Source organism: Massilia oculi, from assembly GCF_017582745.1.
GTDB classification, from domain to species: domain Bacteria; phylum Pseudomonadota; class Gammaproteobacteria; order Burkholderiales; family Burkholderiaceae_D; genus Telluria; species Telluria oculi_A.
In genome coordinates, this window is the sequence record NZ_JAFVIM010000004.1 from 91,965 (window position 1) to 117,022 (window position 25,058).

Consider the following 25,058-nt stretch of genomic DNA (forward strand, 5'->3'; position numbering starts at 1 on the left):
CTCCTCTTGCCGGATGCCGGGATGCACGTGATACGCTGGCAAAAAAATAATTCCAGGTGCCGTATGCCAAGTCTCCCTCGTTTTCCTTCCAGCCTGACCCCGCGCGGCCTCGGCGCCTGGCTCGCGCTCGCATTCTCGGCGCTGACCGTGGTCCTGACCCTGCTGCTGGTCGAAGTGGTCGAGCGCGCCGCCACCGACCAGGTCAAGAGCAGCATCGGCAGCGGGTTGGGCGAGCTGGCGATGCAGACCGCCGACAAGCTCGATCGCGGCATGTACGAGCGCTATCGCGAGGTACGGCTGATGGCGCGCCGCGGCGACCTGGTCGCGGCCGGCACCTCGCACGCCGAACGCCGCCGCATCCTGGGCGACATGCAGTCGACCTACGGATACTACGAGTGGATCGGCATGGCGGCCCTCGACGGCACGGTGCTGGTCGAGGCGCGCGGCCTGCTGGAAGGGAAGAACGTGGCCAAGCGGCCGTGGTTCATCAATGCCCTCGCGGGCACCTACGTCGGCGACGTCCACGAGGCGGTGCTGCTGGCCAAGCTGCTGCCGGTGCAGGAAGGCGAGCCGCGCCGCTTCGTCGACGTCGCCTTTCCCTGGCTGGATGCGGACGGCAAGCCGGTCGGCGTGCTGGGCACCCACCTGTCGTGGGAATGGGCGCGCGACGTCGAGCGTTCGATCATCGTGCCGGTGCAGGCGCGCAACCGGGTGCAGGCGCTGATCGTCAGCGCCGAGGGCGTGGTGCTGCTCGGCCCCGAGGGCCTGCAAGACACGAAAGTCGACCTGGCCAGCCTGGGCGAGGCGCGCCAGGGGCGCACCGGCTACGCGGTCGAACGCTGGCAAGATGGGCGCGATTACCTGGTCGGCTACGCCGCCACGCGCGCGGTGGGAGACTATCCGGGCCTGGGCTGGCACGTGCTGGTGCGCCAGGACCTCGAGGATGCCTATCGCCCGGTGCGCGAGCTGCGCACGCGCGCGCTGTGGAGCGGCGCCGCGCTGGCGGTGCTGTTCTCTCTGGCCGGCCTGCTGCTGGCGCGCCGCATCACGCGTCCCTTGCAGGCCCTGGCGGCGTCGGCCGACCATCTGCGCCGCGGCGACAGCCAGGTGCTGGTGCCGGCGCGGCGCGGCTACACCGAGGTGCGCCAGCTGTCGGGCGCGCTCAATGCGCTGGTGACGGCGCTGGTGGACCGGCGCGCGGAGCTGCAGACGCTGAACGACACGCTCGAACAGCGGGTCGAGCAGCGCACCCTGGAACTGGAGCGCGCGCTGGCCTCGGTGCGCGCCAGCGAGCAGCGCATGGCCACCATCGTCGGGGCGGCGCAGGACGCCTTCATCGCGGCCGACCAGCGCGGCATGATCCTCGACTGGAATCCGGCCGCCGAACGCATGTTCGGCTGGAGCCGTCACGACGCGGTGGGATGGCCCTTGGCCGAGATGATCCTGCCGGAGCGCTACCGCGCCAGCATCGCCAAGGCGCTGCGCGGCTTCCACCAGGGCGGCGAGTTTGCGTATGACCGGCGCCTGGAGCGGATCGTGGTCAACCGCCAGGGCGCGGAATTCACGGTCGAGACCACGGTGGCGCTGGCGGGCGAGGGCGAGGACGCCTTCTTCAGCATCTTCCTGCACGATATCTCCGAGCGCAAGAAGGTCGACCGCATGAAGAGCGAATTCGTATCCACCGTCTCGCACGAGCTGCGCACGCCGCTCACCTCGATCCACGCCTCGCTGTCGCTGCTCGACACCGGCATGGCAGGCGAGCTGCCGCCGGACGTGGCCAAGCTGATCCACATCGCCAGCCAGAGCTGCGAGCGCCTGATGCGGATGGTGAACGACCTGCTCGACATCCAGAAGATCGAGGCGGGCCAGATGGAATACCAGCGCAGCGTGCAGCCGCTGGCGCCGGTGCTGCGGCACGCGGCCGAGACGATGGAAGGCCAGGCGCGCCAGGCCGGCATCGCCCTGCGCCTCGACCTGCCGCCGGGCGCCGAAGGGGTGCAGGCCGCGATCGACCACGACCGCCTGGTGCAGGTGCTGAGCAACCTGCTGTCGAACGCGATCAAGTTCACGCCGTCCGGCAAGGCGGTGACCGTGGGCCTTGCGCAGCGGCCGGGCTGGGCGCGGGTGAGCGTGACCGACGAGGGGCCGGGCATCCCGCCCGCATTCCAGGGCCGCGTATTCGATCGCTTCGCCCAGGCCGATGGCGCCGACTCGCGCCGCCGCAGCGGCACCGGGCTGGGACTGAGCATCAGCAAGGCGATCGTCGAGGAGCACGGCGGCACGATCGGCTTCGAAACCCGGGCCGGGATGGGGACGCGGTTTACGGTGGAGTTGCCGCTGGGATGACCGTATGCGCAAAGCGGCGCAAAGCGGGGTCAGGTCTGACATTCGGACACGGCCTCTGCGATGGTCCTCCGTAACACAGTTCAGTTCGTGTCCAAATGTCAGACCTGACCCCCGATATTTTGACGTTCGGGTCCAAATGTCAGACCTGACCCCGGTTTTTGACCTGTCAGGTCAGCAGCGACCATTCAGCGCAGCTCGTGCACAGCCATCCCGCCAAAGCTCTTCCACGCGCCAAAGGATTGTTCCAGCTGCGGCAGCAGGCGCATCAGCGAGGGCTTGTCGAAGTGGAAGGTGGTGGCCGAGCCGGCGATGCCGCGCCGGTCGGCCAGCGCATAGGCCTGCGCCTCGTCCTGGGCCGCGGGCACCTTCAGCAGTATCAGCACCTTTTGCCCGCCCAGGTCGAACATCAGCAGGTTGCCCTTGGCGCCCGGCCCCACGCGCCGGTAGTGGCGTTCCACGCCGGTGCCGGCCGGTCCGGCCTCGAGCGCGATGCGCACCCGCTTGCCATGCTTGACGCCCCAGTCCAGGAAGGGCGCCGCGTGGCGCCGTATCTCATCGGGGTCGGTGCGGTAGTTGCGCACCGTTAGCGCGTCCACGTGGCGCGCCAGGCCGCGCAGCAGTGCGTCCTCGTCGCGCCAGTCGGCCGGCGCCACGGCCTCGAGCCGGATCTTGCCGGCGGCCTCGCGCAGCGCGGCGAGCAGGTCGAGATAATGCTCGTCGCGCGCCGCCTTCGGCAGCTTGTCGGGATCGAGCAGCTGGGGCTGGACGTCCAACTGGACGCCCTTCAGCCGCTCTTGTGCGCCGGCCTGCGCGTTGTAGGCGGCATAGGCGCGCATGCGGCCGACGGCGTCGGCGCGCGCGGTCGGCAGGATCAGGTCGGGGCCGTCCTCGAAGACGGTCACCGCGATGCCGCGGCCGCCAGCCTGGCGCACGAAGGCCGCCAACGCCTGCGGCTCGGCGACCTGGCCGGCGCGCACCGGGACATTGATGAACAATTCGCCCATCCCCTGGCCTGCGGCCCAGTCGAGCATGGCGTCGGCGCGTTCGCGCCAGGCGTTCGGACTCCAGGCCCAGGTGGCGCGCGGCGCGCGCCGGCGCACCTCGGCCGCGTCCTCGGGGTCTTGCGTGGCCAGGCCCGGCTTCGGTGCGGGCGGCGGCTGTTCCTCGCCCAGCGTGTGGCCGGTGATGGTGAATTCCTTGTCGCGTTGTTCGCCGCGCAGCAGGATCGTCTCGCCCGGCGCCGCGTCCCGTGGCAGCAAGTGCAGGGCCTGGACGCCGCTCGCGGCCACCTTGAGCGGCACGGCGTGGCAGCCGGGATCGGGCTTGCCGGGCGCCTCGGTGACGATGGCGCGCATGCGCGCGCCCAGGGCGGTGGTGTAGTCCTCGGTCACGGCGCCGGGCGAGGCGAGCGGGGCGCCGGGGCACAGCAGCAGGGTGGCCGCCTGGGCCGGCAAGGACAGCGATGACAGCAGGAGTGGAAGCAGGAAGACGGAGCGCGACATGCCCCGAGTGTAAGCGAGCCGGGCGATTCGCAGCGCCCGCTTCGGAGGGCTTCAGGTGGTGGGCAGCAGCAGGCGCCGTACGCGCGCCAGCAATTCGTTCGGCTGGAAGGGCTTGCTGACGAAGTCGTTGGCGCCGGCGTCGAGCGCGCGCACGGTGTCGCGCTCGGTATTCTTGGCGGTCAGCATCAGGATCGGCACCGCCGTCCAATCGGCGCGCGCGCGGGCCAGGGCGACGATCTCGAAGCCGTCGAGATGGGGCAGCATCACGTCCATCAGCACCAGGTCGGGAATCTCGGGACTGGCGGCGACATACTCGCTCGCGGCGCGGCCGTCGGCCAGGTGCGTGACGCGGTAGCCCTGGCGTTCGAGCATGAAACGCAATACCTGGGCGATGTGGTCGTCGTCTTCGACCACCAGCACCAGGGGCGCGGGAGCGTGTTCGTTGAGCATGGTGGATTCTTCGTTGAATGTTCGATTATACCGATGCCCAAGAGGATTTTGGCGGGTGTATTGCTAGAGGGAATCACCTAGTCTGCGGCTTGCGCAGCGGATCGAGCAGGCCGCGCAAATCATTATGGTCGAGTTCGTACATCAGGGCCAGTAACTGGCCCAATTCGCCGCGCGGAAAGCCCTCGCGTGCGAACCAGCCCAGGTAGTGGCCCGGCAGGTCGGCCAGCTTGCGGCCTTTATATTTCCCGTAGGGCATTTCGCGGACGAGGAGAAGGGAGAGGTGTTCGGCGTTCATCGTGCGGCACTTTAGCAAACAACGATGACGTTGTAGCATTTCGATGACAAGGGGAGGGAAATGTCATGGATGACTTCAACCTGACGCGCTTCGTCGAGGCGCAGGAGCCGGTCTACGCCGGTGTGCTGGCCGAATTGCGGGCCGGGCACAAGCGCAGCCACTGGATGTGGTTCGTCTTTCCGCAGTTTAAGGGGCTGGGCAGCAGCGAGATGGCGCGGCGTTATGCCATCGCCTCCGAGGACGAGGCGGCCGCCTACCTGGCCCATCCGGTGCTGGGCCGGCGCCTGCGCGAATGCGCCGGCATCGTTGCCGCGCTCGACGGGCCGTCGGCGCACGAGATCTTCGGCTACCCGGACGAGCTGAAATTCCGCTCGTCGATGACCCTGTTCGCCGACGTGGCGCCGGACGAAGCCGTGTTCCAGGCCTGCATCGACAAGTATTTCGACGGCGAGGCCGACCCGGAAACGCTGGCGCGGGTGTAGGTTCAGGCGTCGGCGAACTGCGCCAGCAATTCGTCGGGCCGGCCGCGCACGGCCACGTGCAGGATCACCGCGGTGGTAAAGCGCAGCGCCGGATGGCTGGCGCGGTGGCGGGCGAACCAGAACACCTCGTCCAGGTCGTCGTCCTCGTGCGCCGTGGTCAGCACGGTCTGTTCAGGCGCCACGTCTTCGTAATCGAACGCTTCCAGAGCCGCATCCTCGACCGCCTCGTTCCAGCTCCCGCACTCCTTGCCCCACGCCAGCATGAAGCGGCAGCCGGAATCGACCAGCCAGCGCGCGACGTCCCAGCGCCACATCTCGTCGCTGTCGTCGTCGATCACCACCACGGCCATGAACGGCGCCAGGTGCTTCAGGTCGGGCAGGGCGTCGTGGGGACGCAGCTGCAGGTAATGGGCTTTGTGTGCTTGCATGGTGTCGATGCCGGAAAAGGTTGGCGGCATTATCGCCGCCCGAAGCCGATCGTGCTAGTCGCCGGCGGTTCCCGCCAGCATGGCGCGCAGGCGCGCGCGCCGCCGTTCGAGTTCGCCCATCTCGGCTTCGATGGCGGCCAGCAGCTTGTGCTGGGCCGGCGCCGTTTCGGCGCACATGGCGGCGCCCTCGACCGCCAGCATGCAGTTGGGGAAGCCGCGGATCTCGGCCAGGGTGAAGCCGGCCGCGATCAGGCGCTGGATCTGGCGCACCCGGGTCACGGCGGTCGGCGGAAACACGCGGTAGCCGTTGGCGGCGCGGCGCGCGTCGAGCAGGCCCTGTTCGTCGTAGTGGCGCAGCGAGCGCACGCTGGCGCCCGTCTGGCGCGCCAGCTCGCCGATCGACAGCACCGCAGGGGAAGAATCGGATTGCATGCGGTTTTCGCTTGACCCTCACATTAATGTCAGGCTTCAGGATAGCACTTCATCGACCCTGGAGCACACCATGAACCCGAATCATCCATTCTCGCGGGCGCGCGCCCGCATCTTCCTGCTGGCCGCGATCCTGCTCGCCGCCTGCTCCCTGGCGCAGGCCGCGATCCGGCACAGCACCGTTACCGCGCCCGACGGCGTGACCCTGGCGGTGCAGGAGTCCGGCAATCCGGACGGCCCCGCCATCCTGTTCGTCCACGGCCTGCTGGGCAGCCACCTGAACTGGGATGCCCAGCGCGCCAGCCCGGCGCTGCAGGGATACCGCCTGATCAGCTACGACCTGCGCGGCCACGGCCTGTCCGGCAAGCCGGGCGGCGCGGACGCCTACCGCGAAGGGCGGCGCTGGGCCGACGACCTGGCGGCCGTCATCGCGGCCACGAAGGCGCACAGGCCGGTGCTGGTCGGCTGGTCGCTGGGAGCGGCGGTGATCTCGAACTACCTGGCCGCATATGGCGACGCCGCGATCGGCGGCGCGGTCTATGTCAATGGCGTCGTCGAATTGACGGATGCGCGCCAGATCGTCGCGCACCCCGACGTCTATCGCGAGCTGAATGCTTCCGACCTGGGCACGCGCCTCGATGCCCAGCGCGCCTTCCTGGCCCTGTGCTTCCACACCAGGCCGGACCAGGGCGACTTTGAGCGCCTGCTGGGCGCCGCCGCCATGGCCTCCTGGGACATGCAGGCCGCGGTGCATTCGATGGACGTGTCCTTGCGCGGCCTGGCGGCCGCGCGGGTACCGGTGCTGCTGCTGTATGGCGCGCGCGACGCCCTGGTCCATGCGGCGCCGACGATGGCAAGGGCGCGCCAGATCAACGCACGCATGGAACAGGCGGTGTATGCGGAGTCGGGCCACGCTCCGTTCGTCGAAGAGCCGGAACGCTTCGCGCGGGACCTGGCGCGCTTCGTGCAAAGCGCGTCGCGCCAGAGCGCGTCGGGCGGCTAGGCTGCAGTGTGACAGCAGGCGCCGAGCAGCGCGTACAGCCGCCCGGTATCGATCGGCTTGACCAGGTGATGGTCGAAGCCGGCCGCGAGGATCTGGTCGCGGTCGCGCGCCTGGCCGTAGCCGGTGACCGCGACCAGCATCGCCTCCGCCGTTTCCGGCAGCGCGCGCAGGCGGCGCGCGAGCTCCAGCCCGTCGATCCCGGGCAGGCCGATGTCGAGCAGGCAGGCCTGGGGCCTGAACTGGCGCGCGCAGTCCAGCGCGCGCAGCGCGTCGTGCTCCACCGCCACCCGGTGGCCGCCCGACTCCAGCAGCATCGACAGGGTGACGGCCGCGTCGACGTTGTCGTCCACGACCATCACGCGCAGAGGTTCCGGCTGCGCGGCGCTGTGCAGTTGCGCGCGGGGCGGCGTGGCGTCGGAGGTCTGCGGCTCCAGCAGCGGCAGGCAGACCGAGAAGCGGCTGCCGCGGCCCTGGCCGGGACTCTCGCACGACACCGCGCCGCCATGCAGCTCGACCAGGCTTTTCACCAGCGCCAGGCCCAGTCCCAGGCCGCCCGAGGAGCGGTCGGACGAGCGCTCGGCCTGGGCGAACAGCTCGAAGGCGCGCGCCGCCAGCTCGGGCGCCATGCCGATGCCGTTGTCGAGCACGTCGATGCACAGGCGCCCTTCGGCGTCGACGATCGATCCGACTTCGAGGCGCCCGGCTTCCGGCGTGTACTTGGCTGCGTTGTTGAGCAGGTTGGAGACCACCTGCACCAGGCGCTTGCGGTCGCCCGCGACCAGCGTGCCCGCCGGCGGCAGGCGCAGCGCCAGGTCGTGGCGGCGCGCCTGGATCAGCGGCATGACCTGTTCCACCGCCTCGTGCAGCACGGCGCCGACGTCGAGCGGCCCGGTATCCAGCTCGACCAGGCCGCGCGTGACGCGCGAGACGTCCAGCAAATCGTCGATCAGCCCCGTCATGTGGCCGACCTGGCGCCCGATGATCTGGCTGGTGCGCTTGATGATCGTCTCGTCCAGCTTCATGCGCTGCAGCAGCTCGGCCGCGGCGCCGATCGGCGCCAGGGGATTCCTCAGCTCGTGCGCCAGCATGGCCAGGAATTCGTCCTTGCGGCGGTCGGCCTCGCGCAGCTTTTCTTCCGCCGCCTTGCGCTCGGTGATGTCACTGGCGGCGCCGATCCATTCGTAGACTTCGCCGGCGGTGTCGAACATCGGCACCGCGCGCGACAGGGTCCAGCCGCTGCTGCCGTCGGCGCGCCGCACCCGGTGCTCGAGCTCGAACACCGAGCGGTCGCGGATGGCGTGCGCGATCGCCTGGTGCAGCCGGCCATGGTCTTCGGGCGGGATGTATTCTTCGAGCCAGAAGCGGTTGGTGTCGGCCGTGTCCTTCAGGAAGCCGCGTCCCTCGAGATGGCGCAGCTGGGTCCAGTCGGGGCTCATGCGATAGACGACTTCGGCCGTTGCATTGGTCAGCGCACGGAAGCGCTTCTCGCTTTCGCGCACGGCGGCCTCGGAGCGCACCTGGGCGGTGACGTCGCTATTGCTGTGCGAAATGCAGACCAGCTCCCCGCCGGGGCCGAAGAGCGGCGTGCTGGTCGAGGTCCAGAAGCGTTCCTCGAACACCGTCTGGCCGTTGGGCAGCATCACGGGAATCGGATAGCGCACCGCCGGCAGGGTGTCGGGCAGGCCGGTCGCGCGCACCTTGTCGAGCGAGGCGCGCAGGTCGGCCTCGCCGGTATCGTGCGGGTCGTCCGGGTTGCCGGGAAAGGCCTTGAACAGGCTGACCCCGACCAGTTCCTCGCGGGTGCGCGACGAGGCCTTGAGGAAGGCATCGTTGACGGCAAGGATGATCGCGTCAGGCGTGGGCGACAGCAGGTAGTGCCCGAAGGGCGAGCTGTTGAATGCTGACTCGAACAGGGTGGAAGAGAGCATCGTCGAAGGCCGGTTGCAGGAGCCGAAATTATAGGGCAGAAGCGGGCGTGTTAAACGGACAATTGAAGCGGCCACAATCCTTGTATGCACGACTGGTAAATTCAAACATACAGAGCCGATCGGCCGCCGGCGCGAGCGGGACGGCGGAAAGCCCCGGCGGTTGCGTATAATCGCCGTTAGCCTGTCCACTTATTACCAGAAAACAACAACTCATGGCCTCATCTTCCGACAACATCAGCATGGCGGTGTTCTGCGACTTCGAAAACGTCGCACTGGGCGTGCGCGACGCCAACTACGAGAAATTCGACATCAAGCCGGTGCTGGAACGCCTGCTGCTCAAGGGCAGCATCGTGGTCAAGAAGTCGTACTGCGACTGGGACCGCTATAAAGGCTTCAAGGCGGCCATGCACGAGGCGAACTTCGAGCTGATCGAGATCCCGCACGTGCGCCAGTCGGGCAAGAATTCGGCCGACATCCGCCTGGTCGTCGACGCCCTCGACCTGTGCTACACCAAGTCGCACGTCAATACCTTCGTCATCATCAGCGGCGACTCCGACTTTTCGCCGCTGGTCTCCAAGCTGCGCGAGAACGCCAAGCAGGTGATCGGCGTCGGCGTCAAGCAGTCGACCTCCGACCTCCTGGTGGCCAACTGCGACGAATTCATCTTCTACGACGACCTGGTGCGCGAAAAGAACCGCGCCAACGCCAAGCGCAAGGAAGAGCAGGAGGCGCGCAAGGGCCAGTCGACGCGGCGCCCGAACGCGACCGACGACAAGCGCAAGGAAGAACTCGAGGCGCGCAAGGTGCAGGCGCTGGACATGGTGGTCGAGACCTTCGACGCCCTGGTATCCGAGCGCGGCGACACCGGCAAGATCTGGGCTTCGCTGCTGAAGGACACGCTCAAGCGCCGCCGTCCGGACTTCTCCGAGACCTATTACGGCTTCCGCACCTTCGGCAACCTGCTCGAAGAAGCGCAGACCCGCGGCCTGTTCGAGTTCGGCCGCGACGAGAAATCGGGTACCTACGTCTACCGCAGCGCCAACGCGCCGGCCTCGGTCCCGAGCGTCGAGAGCGCGGCGCAGGACGTCGGCCAGGCGCCGGAAGCAGTGGTCCAGGACCTGGTCGACGCCATCGCTCCGGTCGAAGGCGCGCCGGAAGAGGCGGCCAAGCCGGACACCCGCCGTGGCCGTGGCCGCGGTGGCCGCAAGGGCGGCCGCGCCGAGGCGGCGTCGGCCCCAGCGCCGATCCCGGCACTGCTGGAACCGGTCGTGACCGATGCCGAAGCGGAAGCCGAAGCCGAAGCGATCGAGCAGCCGGCCTCGCAGCCGACGCTGTTCGTGAGCGAGCCGGAAGCGCCTGCCGCCCAGGAAGCGGAGCCGGCCGAAGCAGCGCCGGCCGAAGCGGCCCCGGTCAAGGAACGCCGCCGCACGCCGCGCAAGCCGTCCGCCAAGAAGCTGGCCGAACAGGCCGCGCTGGCGGTCGTGGCCGAGGAGGCCGCCGCCGTGCCGGCTGCGGTCGTGCCCGTGGAGCTGGACGCGACCGAAGCGGCCGAAGCGGAGCCGGTGTCGGAGGAGACCCAGGACGACGCCAAGCCGGCGCGCAAGAAGACCGCCCGTCCGGCCCACAAGGCGCCGGCGCGCAAGGCTGCCCCGCGCGCCCGCCGCCCGGCCAAGCCCAAGGCCGGAAGCGAGAACGGCTGATCCTGCACAGGAGGGGCAGGCCTGGCGCGTGCGCCATCTCCTTCTCTCCGATGCAATAATGGCATCGCCTGTCCGGGCCCGGACAGGCGCCATCCGGCCGCGAAGGAGCCCGCCATGCGCACAGTTGCCAGCCTGTTGCTGTTGTCCCTGTTGGGCGCCTCCCTGCCGGCGCTGGCCCAGAAGGGACCGGCCTCCGACCATCCGATCCTCGGCATCTGGCATCTCGCCGTGCCCGACACCGACTGCCTCGAAACCTACCGCTTCCGCGCCGACGGCACCACGCTGGTCACCAGCGCCGCCGAGATTTCCGAGAGCGTCTACGCGATCCCGAACGAGCCCGACCCCGACGGCTTCTACCGCCTGACCGACCGCGTCACCAAGGACAACGGCAAGCCCGATTGCTCCGGCAACGTCATGAAGCCGGGCGCCAACGCCACCCATTTCGTGCGCTTCCATCCGTCCGGCAAGCTGTTCCTGCTGTGCGCCGAAGCCTCGATCGAGGCCTGCATCGGCCCCTTCACCCGGGTGCGCGGCGAGGAGATCTGAGCGGCGGGAGTGGCGCCGGCCCTTGGGCCAGCGTGGCGTAAGGTGTATATTGCTGAGCGAAACGTCAACCTCGGCATGCCATGTCCCCGCTACTCCTCTTCTGCATCCTCATCGCTTATTTCGCACTGCTGCTCGGCGTCGCCTGGGCCACCTCGAAGGGCGCCAACAACGACAGCTTCTTCATCGGTAACAAGAGCAGCAACTGGATGCTGGTCGCCTTCGGCATGGTCGGCACGACCCTGTCCGGCGTGACTTTCGTGAGCGTGCCGGGCGCCGTGGGCGTCGACGGCTTCGGCTATGCCCAGATCGTGATCGGCTACGTGATCGGCTACATCGCCGTGGCCTACGTGCTGCTGCCGCTGTACTACCGCCTGCAGCTGACCTCGATCTACCACTACCTCGACGTGCGGCTGGGCAGGCGCGCCTACCAGAGCGGCGCCGGTTTCTTCATCGTCTCGCGCCTGCTGGGCGCCACCGCGCGCCTGTACCTGGTGGTGAACATCCTGCAGGCCATCATCCTCGACAGCCTGGGCGTGCCGTTCTGGCTCAGCACCCTGGTCGTGCTGGGCATGATCCTGCTCTACACCTACCAGGGCGGCGTGAAGACCATCGTCTGGACCGACACCCTGCAGACCAGCTGCATGCTGTTCGGCCTGTTCGCCTGCGTCTGGATCCTGCTGGGCGAGTTGAACATGTCGATTGCGGAAAGCCTGAACCAGATGCAGTCGCAGGGCCTGGCCACGATCTTCACGCATGACGTCGACAGCCCCAATTTCTGGCTCAAGCAGATCATCGCCGGCGCCCTGATCACGATCACCATGACCGGCATGGACCAGGAGATGATGCAGAAGACCATCTCGGTCAAGACCCTGAAGGACTCGCAAAAGAACATGCTGACCCTGACCGCGGTGCTGGTCGTGGTGCTGCTGTCCTTCGTGTTCCTGGGCGGGTTGCTGTACCTGTATGCGCCGACGGTCGGCGTTACGGCTACCGGCGACAAGATCTTCCCGGCGGTGGTGATGGGCCACCTGCCGGCGGCCCTGCAGATCATCTTCCTGATCGCCCTGATCTCGGCCCTGTTCCCCAGCGCCGACGGCGCCATCACGGCGCTGACCTCGTCGACCTGCATCGACCTGCTCGGCATCAAGCGCCGCACCGACCTGAGCCAGGCCCAGGCCGAAAGCCTGCGCCGCCGCGTGCACCTGGGTTTCGCCTTCCTGTTCCTGCTGCTGGTGCTGGGCTTCAAGGCGGCCGACAACCCGAGCATGATCGGCGTGATCCTCAAGCTGGCAGCCTATACATACGGCCCCTTGCTCGGCCTGTTCGCCTTCGGCATGCTGACCGCGCGCATGCCCAACGACCGCCTTGTCCCGCTGGTGACGATCGGCGCGCCCGTCCTGTGCGCGATCCTTGAGTACAATCAGGCTTACCTGCTCGGCGCTTACCGCCTCGGGCTGGAATTACTGTTGATTAACGGCATGCTGGTGTTTGCCGGCTTGTATGCGATCTCGCGCCGCAACCCCGGCCTTGCCGGGGCCGGGCAGGTCGCCCGACCGCTTCATTGACCTAGACTGGAGTTTAGATGGCCTTCAAGCCCCTGAGTGCGTTGCGGCGCGGGTTCGTGTTCCTCTGGACCGCGCTCGACGTGACCCGCCGCACCTTCTTCAACCTGCTGTTCCTGCTGATCCTCATCCTGATCGTCGCGATGTTCTTCGGCGGCGGCGTCAAGCCGCTGTCCGAGAAGACGGCGCTGGTGGTCGAGGTGAAGGGCGACCTGGTCGAGCAGTACGAGACCACCTTGCGCGACACGGTGCTCGACAACGTCGGCGGTGACAGCAAGCGGACGGTGCGCCTGCGCGACGTGATCCAGGTGCTGGACAATGCCGCGCGCGATCCCGACATCACGAGCGTGGTGCTGCTGCTGGACGAGATGAACGGCGGCGGCATGGCCATGCTGCGCGAATTCGGCGCCGCGGTGGACCGCGTCAAGAAGGCCGGCAAGACGGTCGTGGCCTGGAGCGGCCAGTACGACCAGAAGCGCTACCTGGTCGCCTCGCACGCCAACGAGGTCTACGTGCATCCGATGGGCATGGTGCTGATCGAAGGCTTCGGCGGGCGCCGCAACTACTACCGCGACGCGCTCGACAAGGTCGGCGTGACGGTCAACCTGGTCAAGGTCGGCACCTACAAGAGCGCGGCCGAGCCGTATATCGCCAACGGCCCGTCGGACGCCGCGCGCGAGGCCGACGCCTTCCTGTACAACGCGATGTGGTCGGGCTACACCGGCCTGGTCGAAAAGAACCGCAAGCTGCCCGACGGGGCGCTCACCAGCATGATCGACACGCTGCCCGAGCGCATGGAAGCGGCCGGCGGCAGCGCCGCCAGGGTCGCCCTGCAGGCCAGGCTGGTCGACGGCCTCAAGACCCGCGACGAGCTGCGCGCGCTGATGGTCAAGCGCGGCGTCTACGAAGAAGACATCAAGTCGTTCCGCCAGATCGGCATGTACGAGTACCTGGCGCGCCACCCGCAGAAGGCCTTCGGCGACGCGGTCGGCGTGATCGTCGCCTCCGGCACCATCACCGACGGCGCCGGCGGTCCCGGCGTGATCGGCGGCCGCGCCACGGCCAACCTGATCCGCCAGGCGCGCGAGGACGATTCGATCAAGGCCCTGGTGCTGCGCGTCGATTCGCCCGGCGGCAGCGCCTATGGCTCCGAGTTGATCCGGCGCGAGCTGGAGCTGACGCGCGCCGCCGGCAAGCCGGTGGTGGTGTCGATGGGCAGCGTGGCGGCGTCGGGCGGCTACTGGATCTCGATGGCGTCCGACGAAGTCATCGCCGACCCGGCCACCATCACCGGTTCGATCGGCGTGTTCGCGCTGCTGCCGACCGCCGACAAGGTGGCCGACAAGCTGGGCGTGCGTACCGACGGCGTGACCACCACCTGGCTGGCCGATGCCTACAATCCGCTGCGTCCGCTCGACCCGCGCTTCGAAAAGCTGGTCCAGCAAAGCATCAACAACGTCTATGCCGACTTCACCAGCAAGGCGGCGGCGGCGCGCAAGACCACCCAGGCGAAGATCGACGAAGTGGGGCAGGGTCGGGTCTGGACCGGTGCCCAGGCCAAGGAGCGCGGCCTGGTCGACCGCCTGGGCAGCTACAACGACGCGCTGGCTTCGGCCGCCGGCCGCGCCAAGCTGTCCAAGGATTACCGCGTGGTCTATGTCGAGCGTCCGGTCACGCGCGTGGAGCGCTTCCTGCAGATGGCCGGCGCCTCGGCCGCGCAGGCGATGACGATCCAGGTCAAGCTGGGCCTGGTCGAGGGGGCGATCCCGGCAGGTCCGGTTGGCCAGGTGGCGCAGGACATGGCCTTCCTGTCCGAACTGACGCAAGAGCGCAAGCCCTTCGCGGCGGTGGCCCATTGCTTCTGCGGCAACTGGTGATCGCTCATGTAAGTAGTTTGTAACTGATTAATACAGTGTTTCAACGGGCGCGAGCGGGATCTCGCGCCCGTTTTTCGTTTACGTCGCCTAAATAGGGGCGAACTGTGTAAATCGGCGTTAAGGCGGGCGTGAGAGCGTCGATTCTACGGTAGAGCAATGTACGTTACGAAACATTGTGACTGAAACGGCCATGCTAAAGTCATTGTGACCCGTATTGTGCAATTGGCAAAACTATATAGAACAAGGACAAGCATGGACCAGCACCTCCCGCCCCATCCAACCACCGGCCGTCCCGCCCGTACCCGGCGCGCCCGCCTCATCGGCGGCGTGATCGCCGTGCTGTCGATGGTGGCGCTGGGCGGCCTCGCCTGGTGGCTCACCCATCAGCCGGCGGGCGGCCCCGGTGGCGCGGGTGGGCCGGGGATGGCGGCCGGCGGTCCCGGTGGCCCAGGCGCCGGGCGCGGTCCGGGTGGACGGGGCGGCCCGGCCACCACGGTCGGCGTCGCGCGCGCCGAGCAGGCCGACATTCCGGTGACCCTGGAGGCACTCGGCACCGTGGTCGCCGCGGCCACCGCCACCGTGCGTCCGCAGGTGTCGGGCGTGGTCCAGAAGATCCACTTTACCGAGGGCCAGCTGGTCAAGCAGGGCCAGGTGCTGGCGACGATCGACCCGCGCCCGTTCGAGATGGCCTTGCTGCAGGCGCGCGGCCAGCGCCAGCGCGACGAAGCCCAGTTGGAGAGCGCGCGCCTGATCCTGTCGCGCTACCGCACCCTGCTCGAGCAGGATTCGATCGCGCGCCAGGAAGTCGATACCCAGGCCGCGCTGGTCAAGCAGCTCGAAGGCACGGTGATGACCGACAAGGCGGCCGAAGGCACGGCCCAGCTGAACCTGGATTACGCGACGGTGCGCGCGCCGATCAGCGGTCGGGTCGGCCTGCGCACGGTGGACGTGGGCAACCTGGTGGGCAGCGGCGATGCGGCCGGCATCGCCGTCATCACCCAGCTGTCGCCGATCGACGTCGAATTCGCCGTGCCGCAAGACCACCTGCCGGCGCTGCAGGGACGCATCGCGCAGGATGCGAAGCTGCCGGCCACCGCGCTGGACCGCACCCGCACCGATGCGCTGGCCACCGGCAGCTTCATCGCGCTCGACAACCAGGTCGACACCCAGACCGGGACCGTGCGCGCCAAGGCGCGCTTCGCCAACGGCGACAACAAGCTGTTCCCCAGCCAGTTCGTCAACCTGCGCCTGACCGTCAACACCCTGAACGATGCGGTGGTGGTGCCGGTGACGGCGCTGCGCCACGGCGCCAACGGCGACTTCGTCTACGTGCTCGACCCGGAAGCGCGCACCGTGGCGCTGCGCACCGTCAAGCGCGGCCAGGCGACCGTCGACAAGGTGCAGATCGCCAGCGGCCTGAAGGTGGGCGAGCAGGTGATCACCGAAGGCGCCGACCGCCTGCGCGATGGCGCCAGCGTGGTGTTGCCGGGGGATCGTCCGGCCGGGGCGCGTGGCCAGGGGCAAGGGCAGGGACGTGGCCAGGGGCAAGGCCGTCCGGCCCAGGGAGCGCAGCAATGATGTTGCGGCACCGCGTAGGGTGGACGGGTTCCCCGTCCACGCGTCCAACCGGCCGTGAAACCGCCGCGCCTGATGGGAGCGCCGCATGAGTCCCTCCACTCCCTTCATCAACCGCCCGGTCGCCACCGCCCTGCTGATGCTGGCGATCGTGCTCTCGGGCCTGGTCGGCTACCGCTTCCTGCCGTTGTCGGCGCTGCCGCAGGTCGACTTCCCGACGATCCAGGTGCAGACCCTGTACCCGGGCGCCAGCCCGGAGGTCATGGCGCGCACCGTCACCGCGCCGCTGGAGCGCCAGTTCGGCCAGATGGCCGGCCTGACCCGCATGAGTTCCACCAGCGCCGCCGGGGTCTCGATCGTCACCCTGCAGTTCGCGCTGGGCGAGACGCTCGACGTGGCCGAGCAGGAAGTGCAGGCCGCGATCAATGCCGGGGGCTCGCTGCTGCCGACCGACCTGCCGGCGCCGCCGGTCTACGCCAAGGTCAACCCGGCCGACGCGCCGGTGCTGACCCTGGCCATCACGTCCGACACGCTGCCGCTGACCGAGGTGCAGAACCTGGTAAACACGCGCCTGGCGCTCAAGATCAGCCAGGTCTCGGGCGTGGGCCAGGTTTCGCTGTCGGGCGGCCAGCGGCCGGCGGTGCGGATCCAGGCCGATACCGAGGCGCTGGCGTCGTATGGCTTGGGGCTGGACACGCTGCGCACCGCAATCACCGCCGCCAACGCCAACAGCGCCAAGGGCAGCTTCGATGGCCCGACCCGCTCGTATGCGATCAATGCCAACGACCAGCTGGTCACCGTCCCCGATTACCAGAACCTGATCGTCGCCTACCGCAACGGCGCCCCCGTGAAACTGACGGAGGTAGCGAAGGTGGTCGACAGCGCCGAGAACGTGCGCCTGGGCGCCTGGGCCAATATGAAGCCGGCGATCATCCTCAACGTCCAGCGCCAGCCCGGCGCCAACGTGATCGCCACCGTGGACGCGATCAAGGCGCGCCTGCCCGAGCTGCAGGCCGGCCTGCCCACGGCCTTGCGCATGGACGTGCTGAGCGACCGCACCACCGGCATCCGCGCCTCGGTCAAGCACGTGCAGATCGAGCTGCTGCTGGCCGTGGTGCTGGTGGTGCTGGTGATCTTCGCTTTCCTGCACAGCCTGCGCGCGACCATCATCGCCAGTCTCGCCGTGCCGATCTCGCTGATCGGCAGCTTCGGCGTGATGTACCTGCTCGGCTACAGCCTCAACAACCTGTCGCTGATGGCGCTGACGATCGCAACCGGCTTCGTGGTCGACGATGCGATCGTCATGATCGAGAACATCGCGCGCTATATCGAGAAGGGCGAAAAGCCGATGGCGGCGGCGATCAAGGGCGCCTCCCAGATCGGCTTCACCATCATCTCGCTGACCGTGTCCCTGATCGCGGTGCTGATTCCGCTGCTGTTCATGGGCGACGTGGTCGGCCGCCTGTTCCGCGAGTTCGCCGTGACGCTCGCCATCACGATCCTGATCTCGGGCGTGGTGTCCCTGACGCTGGTGCCGATGATGTCGGCGCGCTGGCTGCGCAGCCACGAGGAGGAAAAGCCAGGCAAATTCGCCGTCAAATTCCAGGCCTTCTTTGACCGCGTGATCGCGCGCTACGACGTGATGCTCGGCTGGGTGCTGAAGCGCCAGGGCCTGACGCTGCTGGTGGCCGTGGGCACCCTGGTGCTGACGGCGCTGATGTGGATGATCATCCCGAAAGGCTTGTTCCCGACCCAGGACACCGGCCAGCTGCAGGCGCGGGTGCAGGCGCGCCAGTCAATCTCGTACACCGATATGGCCAAGCTGCAGCAGGAAGCGGCGCGGAGAATCATGGCCGATCCCGAGGTCGCATCGGTGGCGTCCTACGTCGGCGTCGACGCCGCCAACAACACCATGCTGCATACCGGGACCATGCTGATCAACCTGAAAGCCGACCGCGGCGACCAGCTCGAGACCATGCAGCGCCTGCGCCAGCGCGTGGCCAATGTGCCGGGCCTGCAGCTGTTCCTGCAGCCGACCCAGGATCTCACCATCGACGCCGAGAGCGGCCCGACCCAGTACCGGCTGTCGATCGAAGGCTCCGATGAAGAGACCGTCAACGAATGGGCGCGCCGGCTGACGCAGAAGATCGGCAGCCTGCCCGAGCTGCGCACGGCGATCACCGATGCCGGCGCCACCGGCGCCGCCGCCTTCATCGACATCGACCGCGACACCGCGTCGCGCCTGTCGATTACGGCCGCCTCGATCGACGACGCGCTGTACAGCGCCTTCGGCCAGCGCATCGTGTCCACCATCTTCACCGAGACCAACCAGTACCGCGTGATCCTGGAGGCGCAGCAGGACGAGGCGATGTCGATCGCGGCCCTCGGCCGCCTGCAGCTGCGCACCGGCTCCGGCCAGCCGACGCCTCTGTCGGCGATCGCCACCATCAGCGAGCGCCAGGCGCCGCTGCAGGTGATCCACGTGGCCCAGTATCCGGCGGCGACGGTCGGCTTCGACACCGCCTCCGGCGCATCGCTGGGCCAGGCCGTGAGCGCGATCCGCGCCGCCGCCGAGGAGATCGGCATGCCGGCCTCGGTCAGCATGACCTTCCTCGGCGCGTCCGGCGCCTACGAGGCGTCGCTGTCGAACCAGCTGTGGCTGATCCTGGCCGCCGTCGTCTGCGTCTATATCGTCCTGGGCGTGCTCTACGAGAGCTACATCCACCCGATGACGATCCTGTCGACCCTGCCGTCGGCCGGCGTCGGCGCGCTGCTGGCGCTGTGGGTCAGTGGGCAAGGGCTGGGCGTGATCGGGATCATCGGCATCATCCTCCTGATCGGCATCGTCAAGAAGAACGCGATCATGATGATCGACTTCGCGATCGAGGCCGAGCGCGAGGAGGGCAAGTCGCCGCTGGACGCGATCCGCCAGGCCGCGCTGCTGCGCTTCCGCCCGATCCTGATGACGACCCTGGCGGCGCTGTTCGCGGCGGTACCGCTGATGCTGGGCACTGGCGAAGGCGCCGAGCTGCGCCGGCCGCTGGGCCTGGCCATCTTCGGCGGCCTGATCCTGAGCCAGCTGCTCACGCTCTTTACCACCCCGGTGATCTACCTGGCCTTCGACCGCACGGCGCGCCGCTGGACGGGTAAAGCACCGCACAAGACCGAAGGGGCGGGCGCATGAACCTGTCGCGCCCCTTCGTCGAGCGCCCGATCGCCACGGTCCTGCTGACGATCGGCCTGGCGCTGGCCGGCATCGGCGCCTATTTCGTGCTGCCGGTGGCGCCGCTGCCCCAGGTCGACTATCCGACCGTGTCGGTCTCGGCCTCGCTGCCGGGCGCCAGTCCGGAGACGATGGCTTCGAGCGTGGCCACACCGCTGGAGCGGCGGCTGGGCGTGATCGCCGGCGTCAACGAGATGACCTCGAGCAGCAGCACCGGCTCGACCCGCATCAACCTGCAGTTCGAACTGAACCGCCAGATCGACGCCGCCGCGCGCGAAGTGCAGGCCGCGATCAGCGCCTCGCGCGCCGACCTGCCGGCGACCTTGCGCAGCAACCCGACCTACAGGAAAGCCAACCCTTCAGATGCGCCGGTGATCATTCTCGCGCTGACCTCGAAGACGAAGTCGCCGGCCCAGATCTATGATTCGGTGTCGAACCTGGTCCAGCAGCGCCTGGCCCAGGTGAAGGGCGTCGGCGAAGTGGAAATCGGCGGCGGCTCGCTGCCCGCGGTACGGGTCGAGCTGGTGCCGTATGCGATGAACCGCTACGGCATCTCGAGCGAGGACGTGCGCGCCGCGATCCAGGCCAGCAATCCGAATCGCCCCAAGGGCGAGATCGAGGGCAATGGCAACCGCCTGCAGATCTATTCGCAGCCGGCCGGCGGCGATGGCCGCAGCGCCAGCGACTACAAGGACCTGGTCGTGGCCTGGCGCGACGGCGCCGCCGTGCGCCTCTCGGACGTGGCCACCGTGTTCGACGGCCCGGAGAACCTGTACACGCTGGGCCTGTTCAATGGCCAGCCGGCGGTGATCGTGCTGGTCACGCGCCAGCCCGAAGCCAATGTGATCGAGACCGTGGACGGCATCCGCGACCTGCTGCCGTCGCTGCAGGCCCAGCTGCCGGGCGACATCAGCCTGGCGGTGGCCTCGGACCGTACCAACTCGATCCGCGCCTCGCTGCACGAGATCGAGTTCACCCTGGTGCTGTCGATCGTGCTGGTGGTGGCGGTGGTCAGCGTGTTCCTGCGGTCCCTGCGCGCCACCGTGGTGCCGGCGGTGGCCACCGTGGTGTCCCTGCTGGGCACCTTCGGCGTCATGTATGCGCTCGGCTTCTCGCTCAACAACCTGTCGCTGATGGCCTTGACGGTGGCCGCCGGCTTCGTCGTCGACGACGCCATCGTGGTGCTGGAAAATACCGCGCGCCATATCGAGAACGGCATGGATCGCATGCAGGCCGCGCTGCTCGGCGCGCGCGAGGTCGGCTTCACCGTGCTGTCGATCTCGCTGTCGCTGGTGGCGGTGTTCATTCCGCTGCTGTTCATGGGCGGGCAGGTGGGCCGCCTGTTCCGCGAATTCGCGGTGACGCTGTCGGCGGCGGTGCTGATCTCGCTGGTGATTTCCTTGACCACGACGCCGATGATGTGCGCCTGGCTGCTGCGCAAGGAAGATCCGGACAAGAAGCCGGGCCGTCTGGCGCGCTGGTCCGAAAATGGTTTTGCCCGCGTGCTGCGCGTCTACGAGCATGCGCTCGACTGGGCGCTGGACAGTAAACTCCTGGTGATGATCATCCTGCTGTTCACGGTGGCGCTGAACGTCTACCTGTTCTCCAGCGCCCCGAAAGGATTCTTCCCGCAGCAGGACTCGGGCCAGATGAATGGCGGCATCCGCGCCGACCAGAGCATCTCGTCACAGGCCATGCAGCAAAAGATCTACCAGCTGGTCGAGATCATCCGCAAGGATCCGGCGGTCGATACGGTCGTCGCCTTCACCGGCGGCGGGCGCGCCGGCGGCGGGTTCATGTTCGTCAACCTGAAACCGGTGGGCGAGCGCGACGTCGCGGCCCAGGCCGTGATCGCGCGCCTGCGCCCGCAGATGGCGAAGGTCACCGGCATCACGATCTTCCTCAATCCCGTGCAGGACTTGCGCATGGGCGGGCGCTCCAGCAACTCGACTTACCAGTACACGCTCAAGAGCGACAACGCCGAAGACCTCAAGGCATGGGCCACGCGCCTGGCCGAATCCATGAAGGCGCAGCCGGCGCTGGTCGACGTCGACACCGACCAGGCCGAGAACGGCGTCGAGACCTATGTCACCATCGACAAGGAATCGGCGGCGCGCCTCGGCATCACCACGCGCGACGTCACCAATGCGTTGTACAACGCCTTCGGCCAGCGCCAGGTGGCGAACATCTACGATGAGCTGAACCAGTACCACGTGGTGATGGGCGTGGCCCAGAAATACGCGCAATCGCCCGAATCGCTGAAGGACGTCTACGTGCCGGCGCGGCCGACCGGTGGCTCCACCAGCGTGGTGTCCGCCAGCACCGGCACCACGGCGGCGGCCGGCGCCGCCGGTGCAGCGACCTCGGCGACGGCAAGCCTGACCGCCGCGCGCGACCCGTCCGGGGGCCAGGCCCTGGCCAGCAATGCCGCCACCATGGTGCCGCTGTCGGCGATCGCACGCTTTGCCGAAAGCGCGACTCCGACTTCGGTCAGCCACCAGGACGGGGAACTGGCGACCACGGTCTCGTACAACCTGAACCCGGGCTTCACCCTGGACGATGGCCAGGCCGCGGTGCGTCAGGCCGAGGCCGACATCGGCATGCCGAGCAATGTGCGCGGCAGCTTCCAGGGCACGGCGGCGGCGGCCCAGCAATCGAGTCAGGAGCAGCCGCTCCTGATCCTCGCCGCGATTATCGTCATCTATATCGTGCTGGGCATCCTGTACGAAAGCCTGGTGCACCCGGTGACCGTGCTGTCGACCCTGCCGTCGGCCGGCGTCGGCGCGGTGCTGGCGCTGCTGCTGTTCAAGATGGAGTTCTCGATCATTGCCCTGATCGGGGTGTTCCTCCTGATTGGCATCGTGAAAAAGAACGCGATCCTGATCATCGACTTCGCGCTCGAAGCGGAGCGCGCACGCGGCCTCTCCGCGACCGAGGCGGTGCGCGAGGCCTGCATGCTGCGCTTCCGTCCGATCCTGATGACGACCCTGGCCGCCGGCCTGGGCGCGCTGCCGCTGGCGATCGGCTTCGGCGAAGGCTCGGAGTTGCGCCGCCCGCTGGGCATCGCCATCATCGGCGGCCTGGTCGCGAGCCAGCTCCTGACCCTGCTCACCACGCCGGTGGTCTACGTCCTGCTCGACAAGCTGCGCACGCGCAAACCCGATGAACACAATCTGACCCGCCACCCTCACGACGAGGGCGGCCCGTCCCTGGCCAAACCATGACCACTATGCGACAACAGCTTCCTTTCCGTCTTTCCCTGCTCGCCCTTGCAGCGGCCTTGGCCGGCTGCGCCGTGGGCCCCGCATACGAACGTCCGGCTCCGCTTGCCGCCGGCGCCGCGCTGCCGGAAACCTACAAGGAGGCCGAAGGCTGGATCCCGGCCGCGCCGGCCGACGCCCTCGAGCGCGGCCCCTGGTGGACCCTGTTCGAAGACCCCGAGCTCGATCGCCTGGCCAAGCAGGTGGAGGCCGCGAACCAGAATGTGGCGGTGGCGGTCGCCAACTATGCCCAGGCGCGCGCGCTGGTGGCGCAGCAGCGCGCCTCGCTGTTCCCGGTGGTGACGCTGGGCGCGGGCGCCGACCGCGCCGGCGGGGGAGACGATAGCGTCAACCGCGGCGCGAACAATTCCTATCGCCTGCAGATCGGCGCCAGCTGGGAGCCGGACGTGTTCGGCCGCCTGAGGAACGCCGTGACCGGCGCCGAGGCCAGCGCGCAGGCCACCGCCGCCGACCTGGCCAACGCCGTCCTCGCGGCCCAGGGCGAGCTGGCGATCAACTACTTCTCGCTGCGCCAGACCGACGCCCAGCGCGAAATGCTGGCCTCGACCATCGAGGGCTACGAGCGCGTGCTGCAAATTACCTCGAACCGTTTCGAGGCCGGCATCGCGGCGCGCTCCGACGTGCTGCAGGCCCAGACCCAGCTCGCCAATGCGCGCAGCGAGGCGCTCGGCCTGCAGAACCAGCGCGCCCAGCTCGAGCACGCGATCGCGGTGCTGGTCGGCCAGACCCCCTCAAGCTTCTCCTTGCCGCCGGCGCCATGGCATGTGTCGGTGCCGGACGTGCCGGTCGGCGTGCCCTCGACCCTGCTGCAGCGCCGTCCCGACATCGCCGCCCTAGAGCGCGACGTGGCGGCGGCCAATGCCGACATCGGCATCGCGCGCTCCGCCTATTTCCCGAATTTCGGCCTGTCCGCTTCGTACGGAAACAATACGAGCCGCGTGGGCGACCTGTTCTCGGCGTCCGCCGCGGCCTGGTCGTTCGGCCTGTCGGCGGCCCAGACCATCTTCAATGCCGGCGCCACCCGCGCCAGCGTCGAAGGCGCCGAGGCGCGCCACCAGGCGACCGTGGCGCGCTACCGCCAGGTGGCCCTGGACGCCTTCGCCGCCGTCGAGAATGGCCTGTCCGCCACCCGCGTGCTGGAACAGCAGCAGCAATTGCGGGCCGAGGCGGCCGAGGCGGCCGGCCTGGTCGAAGAGCAGATCCTGAACCGCTACAAGGCGGGGCAGGTGAGTTATACCGAGGTGGTGCAGGCCCAGGTGACGGCCCTCTCGGCGCGCCGCTCGCTGGTGCAGGTGCAGGCCGACCGCCAGACGGCGGCGGTGTCGCTGATCCAGGCGCTGGGTGGCGGCTGGCAGGAACAACGGCTGGCGGACGCGGTACAGTAATCGCGCGCCAGGCATTACAATGCTGCGATTATCGATAGTCAGGCATACGCCATGAAAAACTGGATTAATCGCATGTTGAGCGGCGCCGACAAGGCGCCTGACGCCGCCGGCGCCACCCCGCAGGCGGACGAGTTGGGAGACGACCATGGCATCCAGGTCGACGCCGCCTATTACCGCTGGCTGACCGCATCCGGCGGCTATCAGGCCGGCGCCGAGGTCGAGGAACACATCCTCGACCTGGTGCGCACGCTGGCGGCCGACCCGCTGGCCGCCAGCGGCCTGGTGCCGCGCATCCCCGAGCTGATCCCGAAGCTGCTGCGCGACCTGGCCGACGACGACGTCTCGACCGGAGACCTGGCGCGGCAGGTCGAGCAGGACCTGGTGCTGGTGGCCGAGGTGATCCGCGAGGCCAACAGCGCCTATTACCGGCCGCTGCAGGCGGTGAAGTCGCTCGATGCCGCCCTGATGATGATCGGCCAGAACGGCCTGCGCATGCTGCTGGCCCGGATCGCCTTCCGGCCCCTGATCAAAATGGCCGACCAGGGTTTTGCGCGGCAGGCGGCGCCGCTGGTCTGGAACCAGTCCGAGAAGTGCGCACTGGCCTCGAGCCTGATGGCGCCGGGCCTGGGCGCCGGCGTGTTCGAAGCCTATTTGGCTGGGCTGATGCAGAACCTGGGGCTGGTGGTGGCCTTCCGCCTGGCGGAGCGGGCTGTCGAGAATGGCAAGATTCCCGGCTCCAGCGAGTTCGGCCGGCGCCTGTTCGACGTCAGCCGCGGCCTGTCGTCGACCATTGCCGCCCACTGGGAATTCCCGCCCGACGTGGTGGAAGCGATCGCCGGCGTCGGCCAGCCGGATGCGTCGCCGTTGGCGCAGACGCTCGAACGCGGCGACCGGATCGCCAAGCTGCGGCTGCTGCTCGACGCCCACGTGGTGCTGGAAGACGATGCGCTCGTCACCGAAGGCCTGGACAGTTTCGAGCGCCGCTGCCTGGGCAAGCTGACCGATTTGCCTGGCTGAAGTGCCGCATTGCATCGCCTTTTTTCGAG

Annotated in this window: 18 protein-coding genes; 12 read left to right on the plus strand and 6 right to left on the minus strand. The window is 68.4% G+C overall.

Going from position 1 to position 25,058, the window contains the following annotated elements; all coding sequences use genetic code 11:
• Window positions 1–63: 63 nt before the first annotated feature.
• Window positions 64–2,346 carry an ATP-binding protein gene (locus J3U95_RS06245; RefSeq protein ID WP_208277771.1) on the plus strand — a complete coding sequence of 761 codons (2,283 nt, stop codon included), beginning with the start codon at window positions 64–66 and terminating at the stop codon, window positions 2,344–2,346.
• 185 nt (window positions 2,347–2,531) lie between these two features.
• On the opposite strand, the gene J3U95_RS06250 is transcribed toward J3U95_RS06245, so the two are convergent.
• The 3 genes from J3U95_RS06250 to J3U95_RS06260 form a co-directional block, all read right to left on the minus strand.
• Entirely contained in the window at window positions 2,532–3,848 is a 1,317-nt protein-coding gene (locus J3U95_RS06250) for a hypothetical protein (protein WP_208277772.1), read from the minus strand.
• A 51-nt stretch (window positions 3,849–3,899) separates the two neighbouring features.
• A complete protein-coding gene (locus J3U95_RS06255; protein WP_208277773.1) occupies window positions 3,900–4,298 on the minus strand; it encodes a response regulator transcription factor in 399 nt (132 codons plus the stop codon).
• Between the two features lie 73 nt (window positions 4,299–4,371).
• Window positions 4,372–4,593 carry a DUF3820 family protein gene (locus tag J3U95_RS06260; protein ID WP_208277774.1) on the minus strand — a complete coding sequence of 74 codons (222 nt, stop codon included), beginning with the start codon at window positions 4,591–4,593 and terminating at the stop codon, window positions 4,372–4,374.
• Window positions 4,594–4,658: 65 nt separating this feature from the next.
• Between J3U95_RS06260 and J3U95_RS06265 the strand changes: the two genes are divergently transcribed.
• Window positions 4,659–5,075 (plus strand): DUF1810 domain-containing protein, encoded by a 417-nt coding sequence (locus tag J3U95_RS06265; protein ID WP_208277775.1) that lies wholly within the window; start codon window positions 4,659–4,661, stop codon window positions 5,073–5,075.
• A gap of 2 nt (window positions 5,076–5,077) precedes the next feature.
• Here the strand turns inward: J3U95_RS06265 and J3U95_RS06270 are convergent, their stop codons facing one another.
• Together J3U95_RS06270 and J3U95_RS06275 are read right to left on the minus strand one after the other, a co-directional pair.
• On the minus strand, window positions 5,078–5,503 hold the full coding sequence (locus J3U95_RS06270) for a DUF7684 family protein (protein WP_208277776.1): 426 nt from the start codon (window positions 5,501–5,503) through the stop codon (window positions 5,078–5,080).
• 54 nt (window positions 5,504–5,557) lie between these two features.
• Window positions 5,558–5,935: a MerR family transcriptional regulator gene (locus J3U95_RS06275; protein ID WP_208277777.1), complete on the minus strand. Its 378-nt coding sequence runs from the start codon at window positions 5,933–5,935 to the stop codon at window positions 5,558–5,560.
• Between the two features lie 70 nt (window positions 5,936–6,005).
• On the opposite strand from J3U95_RS06275, the gene J3U95_RS06280 reads away from it, so the two are divergent.
• The gene (locus J3U95_RS06280; protein ID WP_208277778.1) at window positions 6,006–6,935 is read left to right on the plus strand and encodes an alpha/beta fold hydrolase; all 930 of its coding nucleotides are present in this window, start codon (window positions 6,006–6,008) and stop codon (window positions 6,933–6,935) included.
• Here the strand turns inward: J3U95_RS06280 and J3U95_RS06285 are convergent.
• Entirely contained in the window at window positions 6,932–8,863 is a 1,932-nt protein-coding gene (locus tag J3U95_RS06285) for a PAS domain-containing hybrid sensor histidine kinase/response regulator (protein WP_208277779.1), read from the minus strand. The two genes, J3U95_RS06280 and J3U95_RS06285, sit on opposite strands and share 4 nt — an antisense overlap.
• 212 nt (window positions 8,864–9,075) lie before the next feature.
• Here J3U95_RS06285 and J3U95_RS06290 point away from each other — a divergent pair, with 212 nt between their 5' ends.
• From J3U95_RS06290 to J3U95_RS06330, 9 genes are all read left to right on the plus strand, one after another.
• On the plus strand, window positions 9,076–10,563 hold the full coding sequence (locus tag J3U95_RS06290; protein WP_208277780.1) for an NYN domain-containing protein: 1,488 nt from the start codon (window positions 9,076–9,078) through the stop codon (window positions 10,561–10,563).
• 114 nt (window positions 10,564–10,677) lie between these two features.
• Window positions 10,678–11,109: a hypothetical protein gene (locus tag J3U95_RS06295; RefSeq protein ID WP_208277781.1), complete on the plus strand. Its 432-nt coding sequence runs from the start codon at window positions 10,678–10,680 to the stop codon at window positions 11,107–11,109.
• An 80-nt stretch (window positions 11,110–11,189) separates the two neighbouring features.
• Entirely contained in the window at window positions 11,190–12,674 is a 1,485-nt protein-coding gene (locus J3U95_RS06300) for a sodium:solute symporter (RefSeq protein WP_208277782.1), read from the plus strand.
• 17 nt (window positions 12,675–12,691) lie between these two features.
• Complete coding sequence (gene sppA, locus J3U95_RS06305) at window positions 12,692–14,548, plus strand: signal peptide peptidase SppA (protein WP_208277783.1); 1,857 nt, start codon at window positions 12,692–12,694, stop codon at window positions 14,546–14,548.
• Window positions 14,549–14,800: 252 nt separating this feature from the next.
• Entirely contained in the window at window positions 14,801–16,126 is a 1,326-nt protein-coding gene (locus J3U95_RS06310; RefSeq protein ID WP_208277784.1) for an efflux RND transporter periplasmic adaptor subunit, read from the plus strand.
• An 85-nt stretch (window positions 16,127–16,211) separates the two neighbouring features.
• Window positions 16,212–19,307, plus strand: coding sequence for an efflux RND transporter permease subunit (locus tag J3U95_RS06315; RefSeq protein WP_208277785.1), 3,096 nt, complete (start codon window positions 16,212–16,214; stop codon window positions 19,305–19,307).
• Window positions 19,304–22,570, plus strand: a complete 3,267-nt coding sequence (locus J3U95_RS06320) for an efflux RND transporter permease subunit (RefSeq protein WP_208277786.1) — start codon at window positions 19,304–19,306, stop codon at window positions 22,568–22,570. Before J3U95_RS06315 ends, J3U95_RS06320 begins: the two co-directional genes overlap by 4 nt.
• Window positions 22,567–24,012, plus strand: coding sequence for an efflux transporter outer membrane subunit (locus J3U95_RS06325; RefSeq protein ID WP_370662044.1), 1,446 nt, complete (start codon window positions 22,567–22,569; stop codon window positions 24,010–24,012). Before J3U95_RS06320 ends, J3U95_RS06325 begins: the two co-directional genes overlap by 4 nt.
• A 51-nt stretch (window positions 24,013–24,063) precedes the next feature.
• Window positions 24,064–25,029, plus strand: a complete 966-nt coding sequence (locus J3U95_RS06330) for an HDOD domain-containing protein (RefSeq protein WP_208277787.1) — start codon at window positions 24,064–24,066, stop codon at window positions 25,027–25,029.
• The last annotated feature ends 29 nt before the right edge of the window (window positions 25,030–25,058 follow it).

What these genes read in the sequence shown, in the direction of transcription:
- J3U95_RS06245 (WP_208277771.1), top strand. Translation starts at nt 64, where the DNA reads ATGCCAAGTCTCCCTCGTTTTCCTTCCAGCCTGACCCCGCGCGGCCTC.
- J3U95_RS06250 (WP_208277772.1), bottom strand. Translation starts at nt 3,848, where the DNA reads ATGTCGCGCTCCGTCTTCCTGCTTCCACTCCTGCTGTCATCGCTGTCC.
- J3U95_RS06255 (WP_208277773.1), bottom strand. Translation starts at nt 4,298, where the DNA reads ATGCTCAACGAACACGCTCCCGCGCCCCTGGTGCTGGTGGTCGAAGAC.
- J3U95_RS06260 (WP_208277774.1), bottom strand. Translation starts at nt 4,593, where the DNA reads ATGAACGCCGAACACCTCTCCCTTCTCCTCGTCCGCGAAATGCCCTAC.
- J3U95_RS06265 (WP_208277775.1), top strand. Translation starts at nt 4,659, where the DNA reads ATGGATGACTTCAACCTGACGCGCTTCGTCGAGGCGCAGGAGCCGGTC.
- J3U95_RS06270 (WP_208277776.1), bottom strand. Translation starts at nt 5,503, where the DNA reads ATGCAAGCACACAAAGCCCATTACCTGCAGCTGCGTCCCCACGACGCC.
- J3U95_RS06275 (WP_208277777.1), bottom strand. Translation starts at nt 5,935, where the DNA reads ATGCAATCCGATTCTTCCCCTGCGGTGCTGTCGATCGGCGAGCTGGCG.
- J3U95_RS06280 (WP_208277778.1), top strand. Translation starts at nt 6,006, where the DNA reads ATGAACCCGAATCATCCATTCTCGCGGGCGCGCGCCCGCATCTTCCTG.
- J3U95_RS06285 (WP_208277779.1), bottom strand. Translation starts at nt 8,863, where the DNA reads ATGCTCTCTTCCACCCTGTTCGAGTCAGCATTCAACAGCTCGCCCTTC.
- J3U95_RS06290 (WP_208277780.1), top strand. Translation starts at nt 9,076, where the DNA reads ATGGCCTCATCTTCCGACAACATCAGCATGGCGGTGTTCTGCGACTTC.
- J3U95_RS06295 (WP_208277781.1), top strand. Translation starts at nt 10,678, where the DNA reads ATGCGCACAGTTGCCAGCCTGTTGCTGTTGTCCCTGTTGGGCGCCTCC.
- J3U95_RS06300 (WP_208277782.1), top strand. Translation starts at nt 11,190, where the DNA reads ATGTCCCCGCTACTCCTCTTCTGCATCCTCATCGCTTATTTCGCACTG.
- sppA (WP_208277783.1), top strand. Translation starts at nt 12,692, where the DNA reads ATGGCCTTCAAGCCCCTGAGTGCGTTGCGGCGCGGGTTCGTGTTCCTC.
- J3U95_RS06310 (WP_208277784.1), top strand. Translation starts at nt 14,801, where the DNA reads ATGGACCAGCACCTCCCGCCCCATCCAACCACCGGCCGTCCCGCCCGT.
- J3U95_RS06315 (WP_208277785.1), top strand. Translation starts at nt 16,212, where the DNA reads ATGAGTCCCTCCACTCCCTTCATCAACCGCCCGGTCGCCACCGCCCTG.
- J3U95_RS06320 (WP_208277786.1), top strand. Translation starts at nt 19,304, where the DNA reads ATGAACCTGTCGCGCCCCTTCGTCGAGCGCCCGATCGCCACGGTCCTG.
- J3U95_RS06325 (WP_370662044.1), top strand. Translation starts at nt 22,567, where the DNA reads ATGACCACTATGCGACAACAGCTTCCTTTCCGTCTTTCCCTGCTCGCC.
- J3U95_RS06330 (WP_208277787.1), top strand. Translation starts at nt 24,064, where the DNA reads ATGAAAAACTGGATTAATCGCATGTTGAGCGGCGCCGACAAGGCGCCT.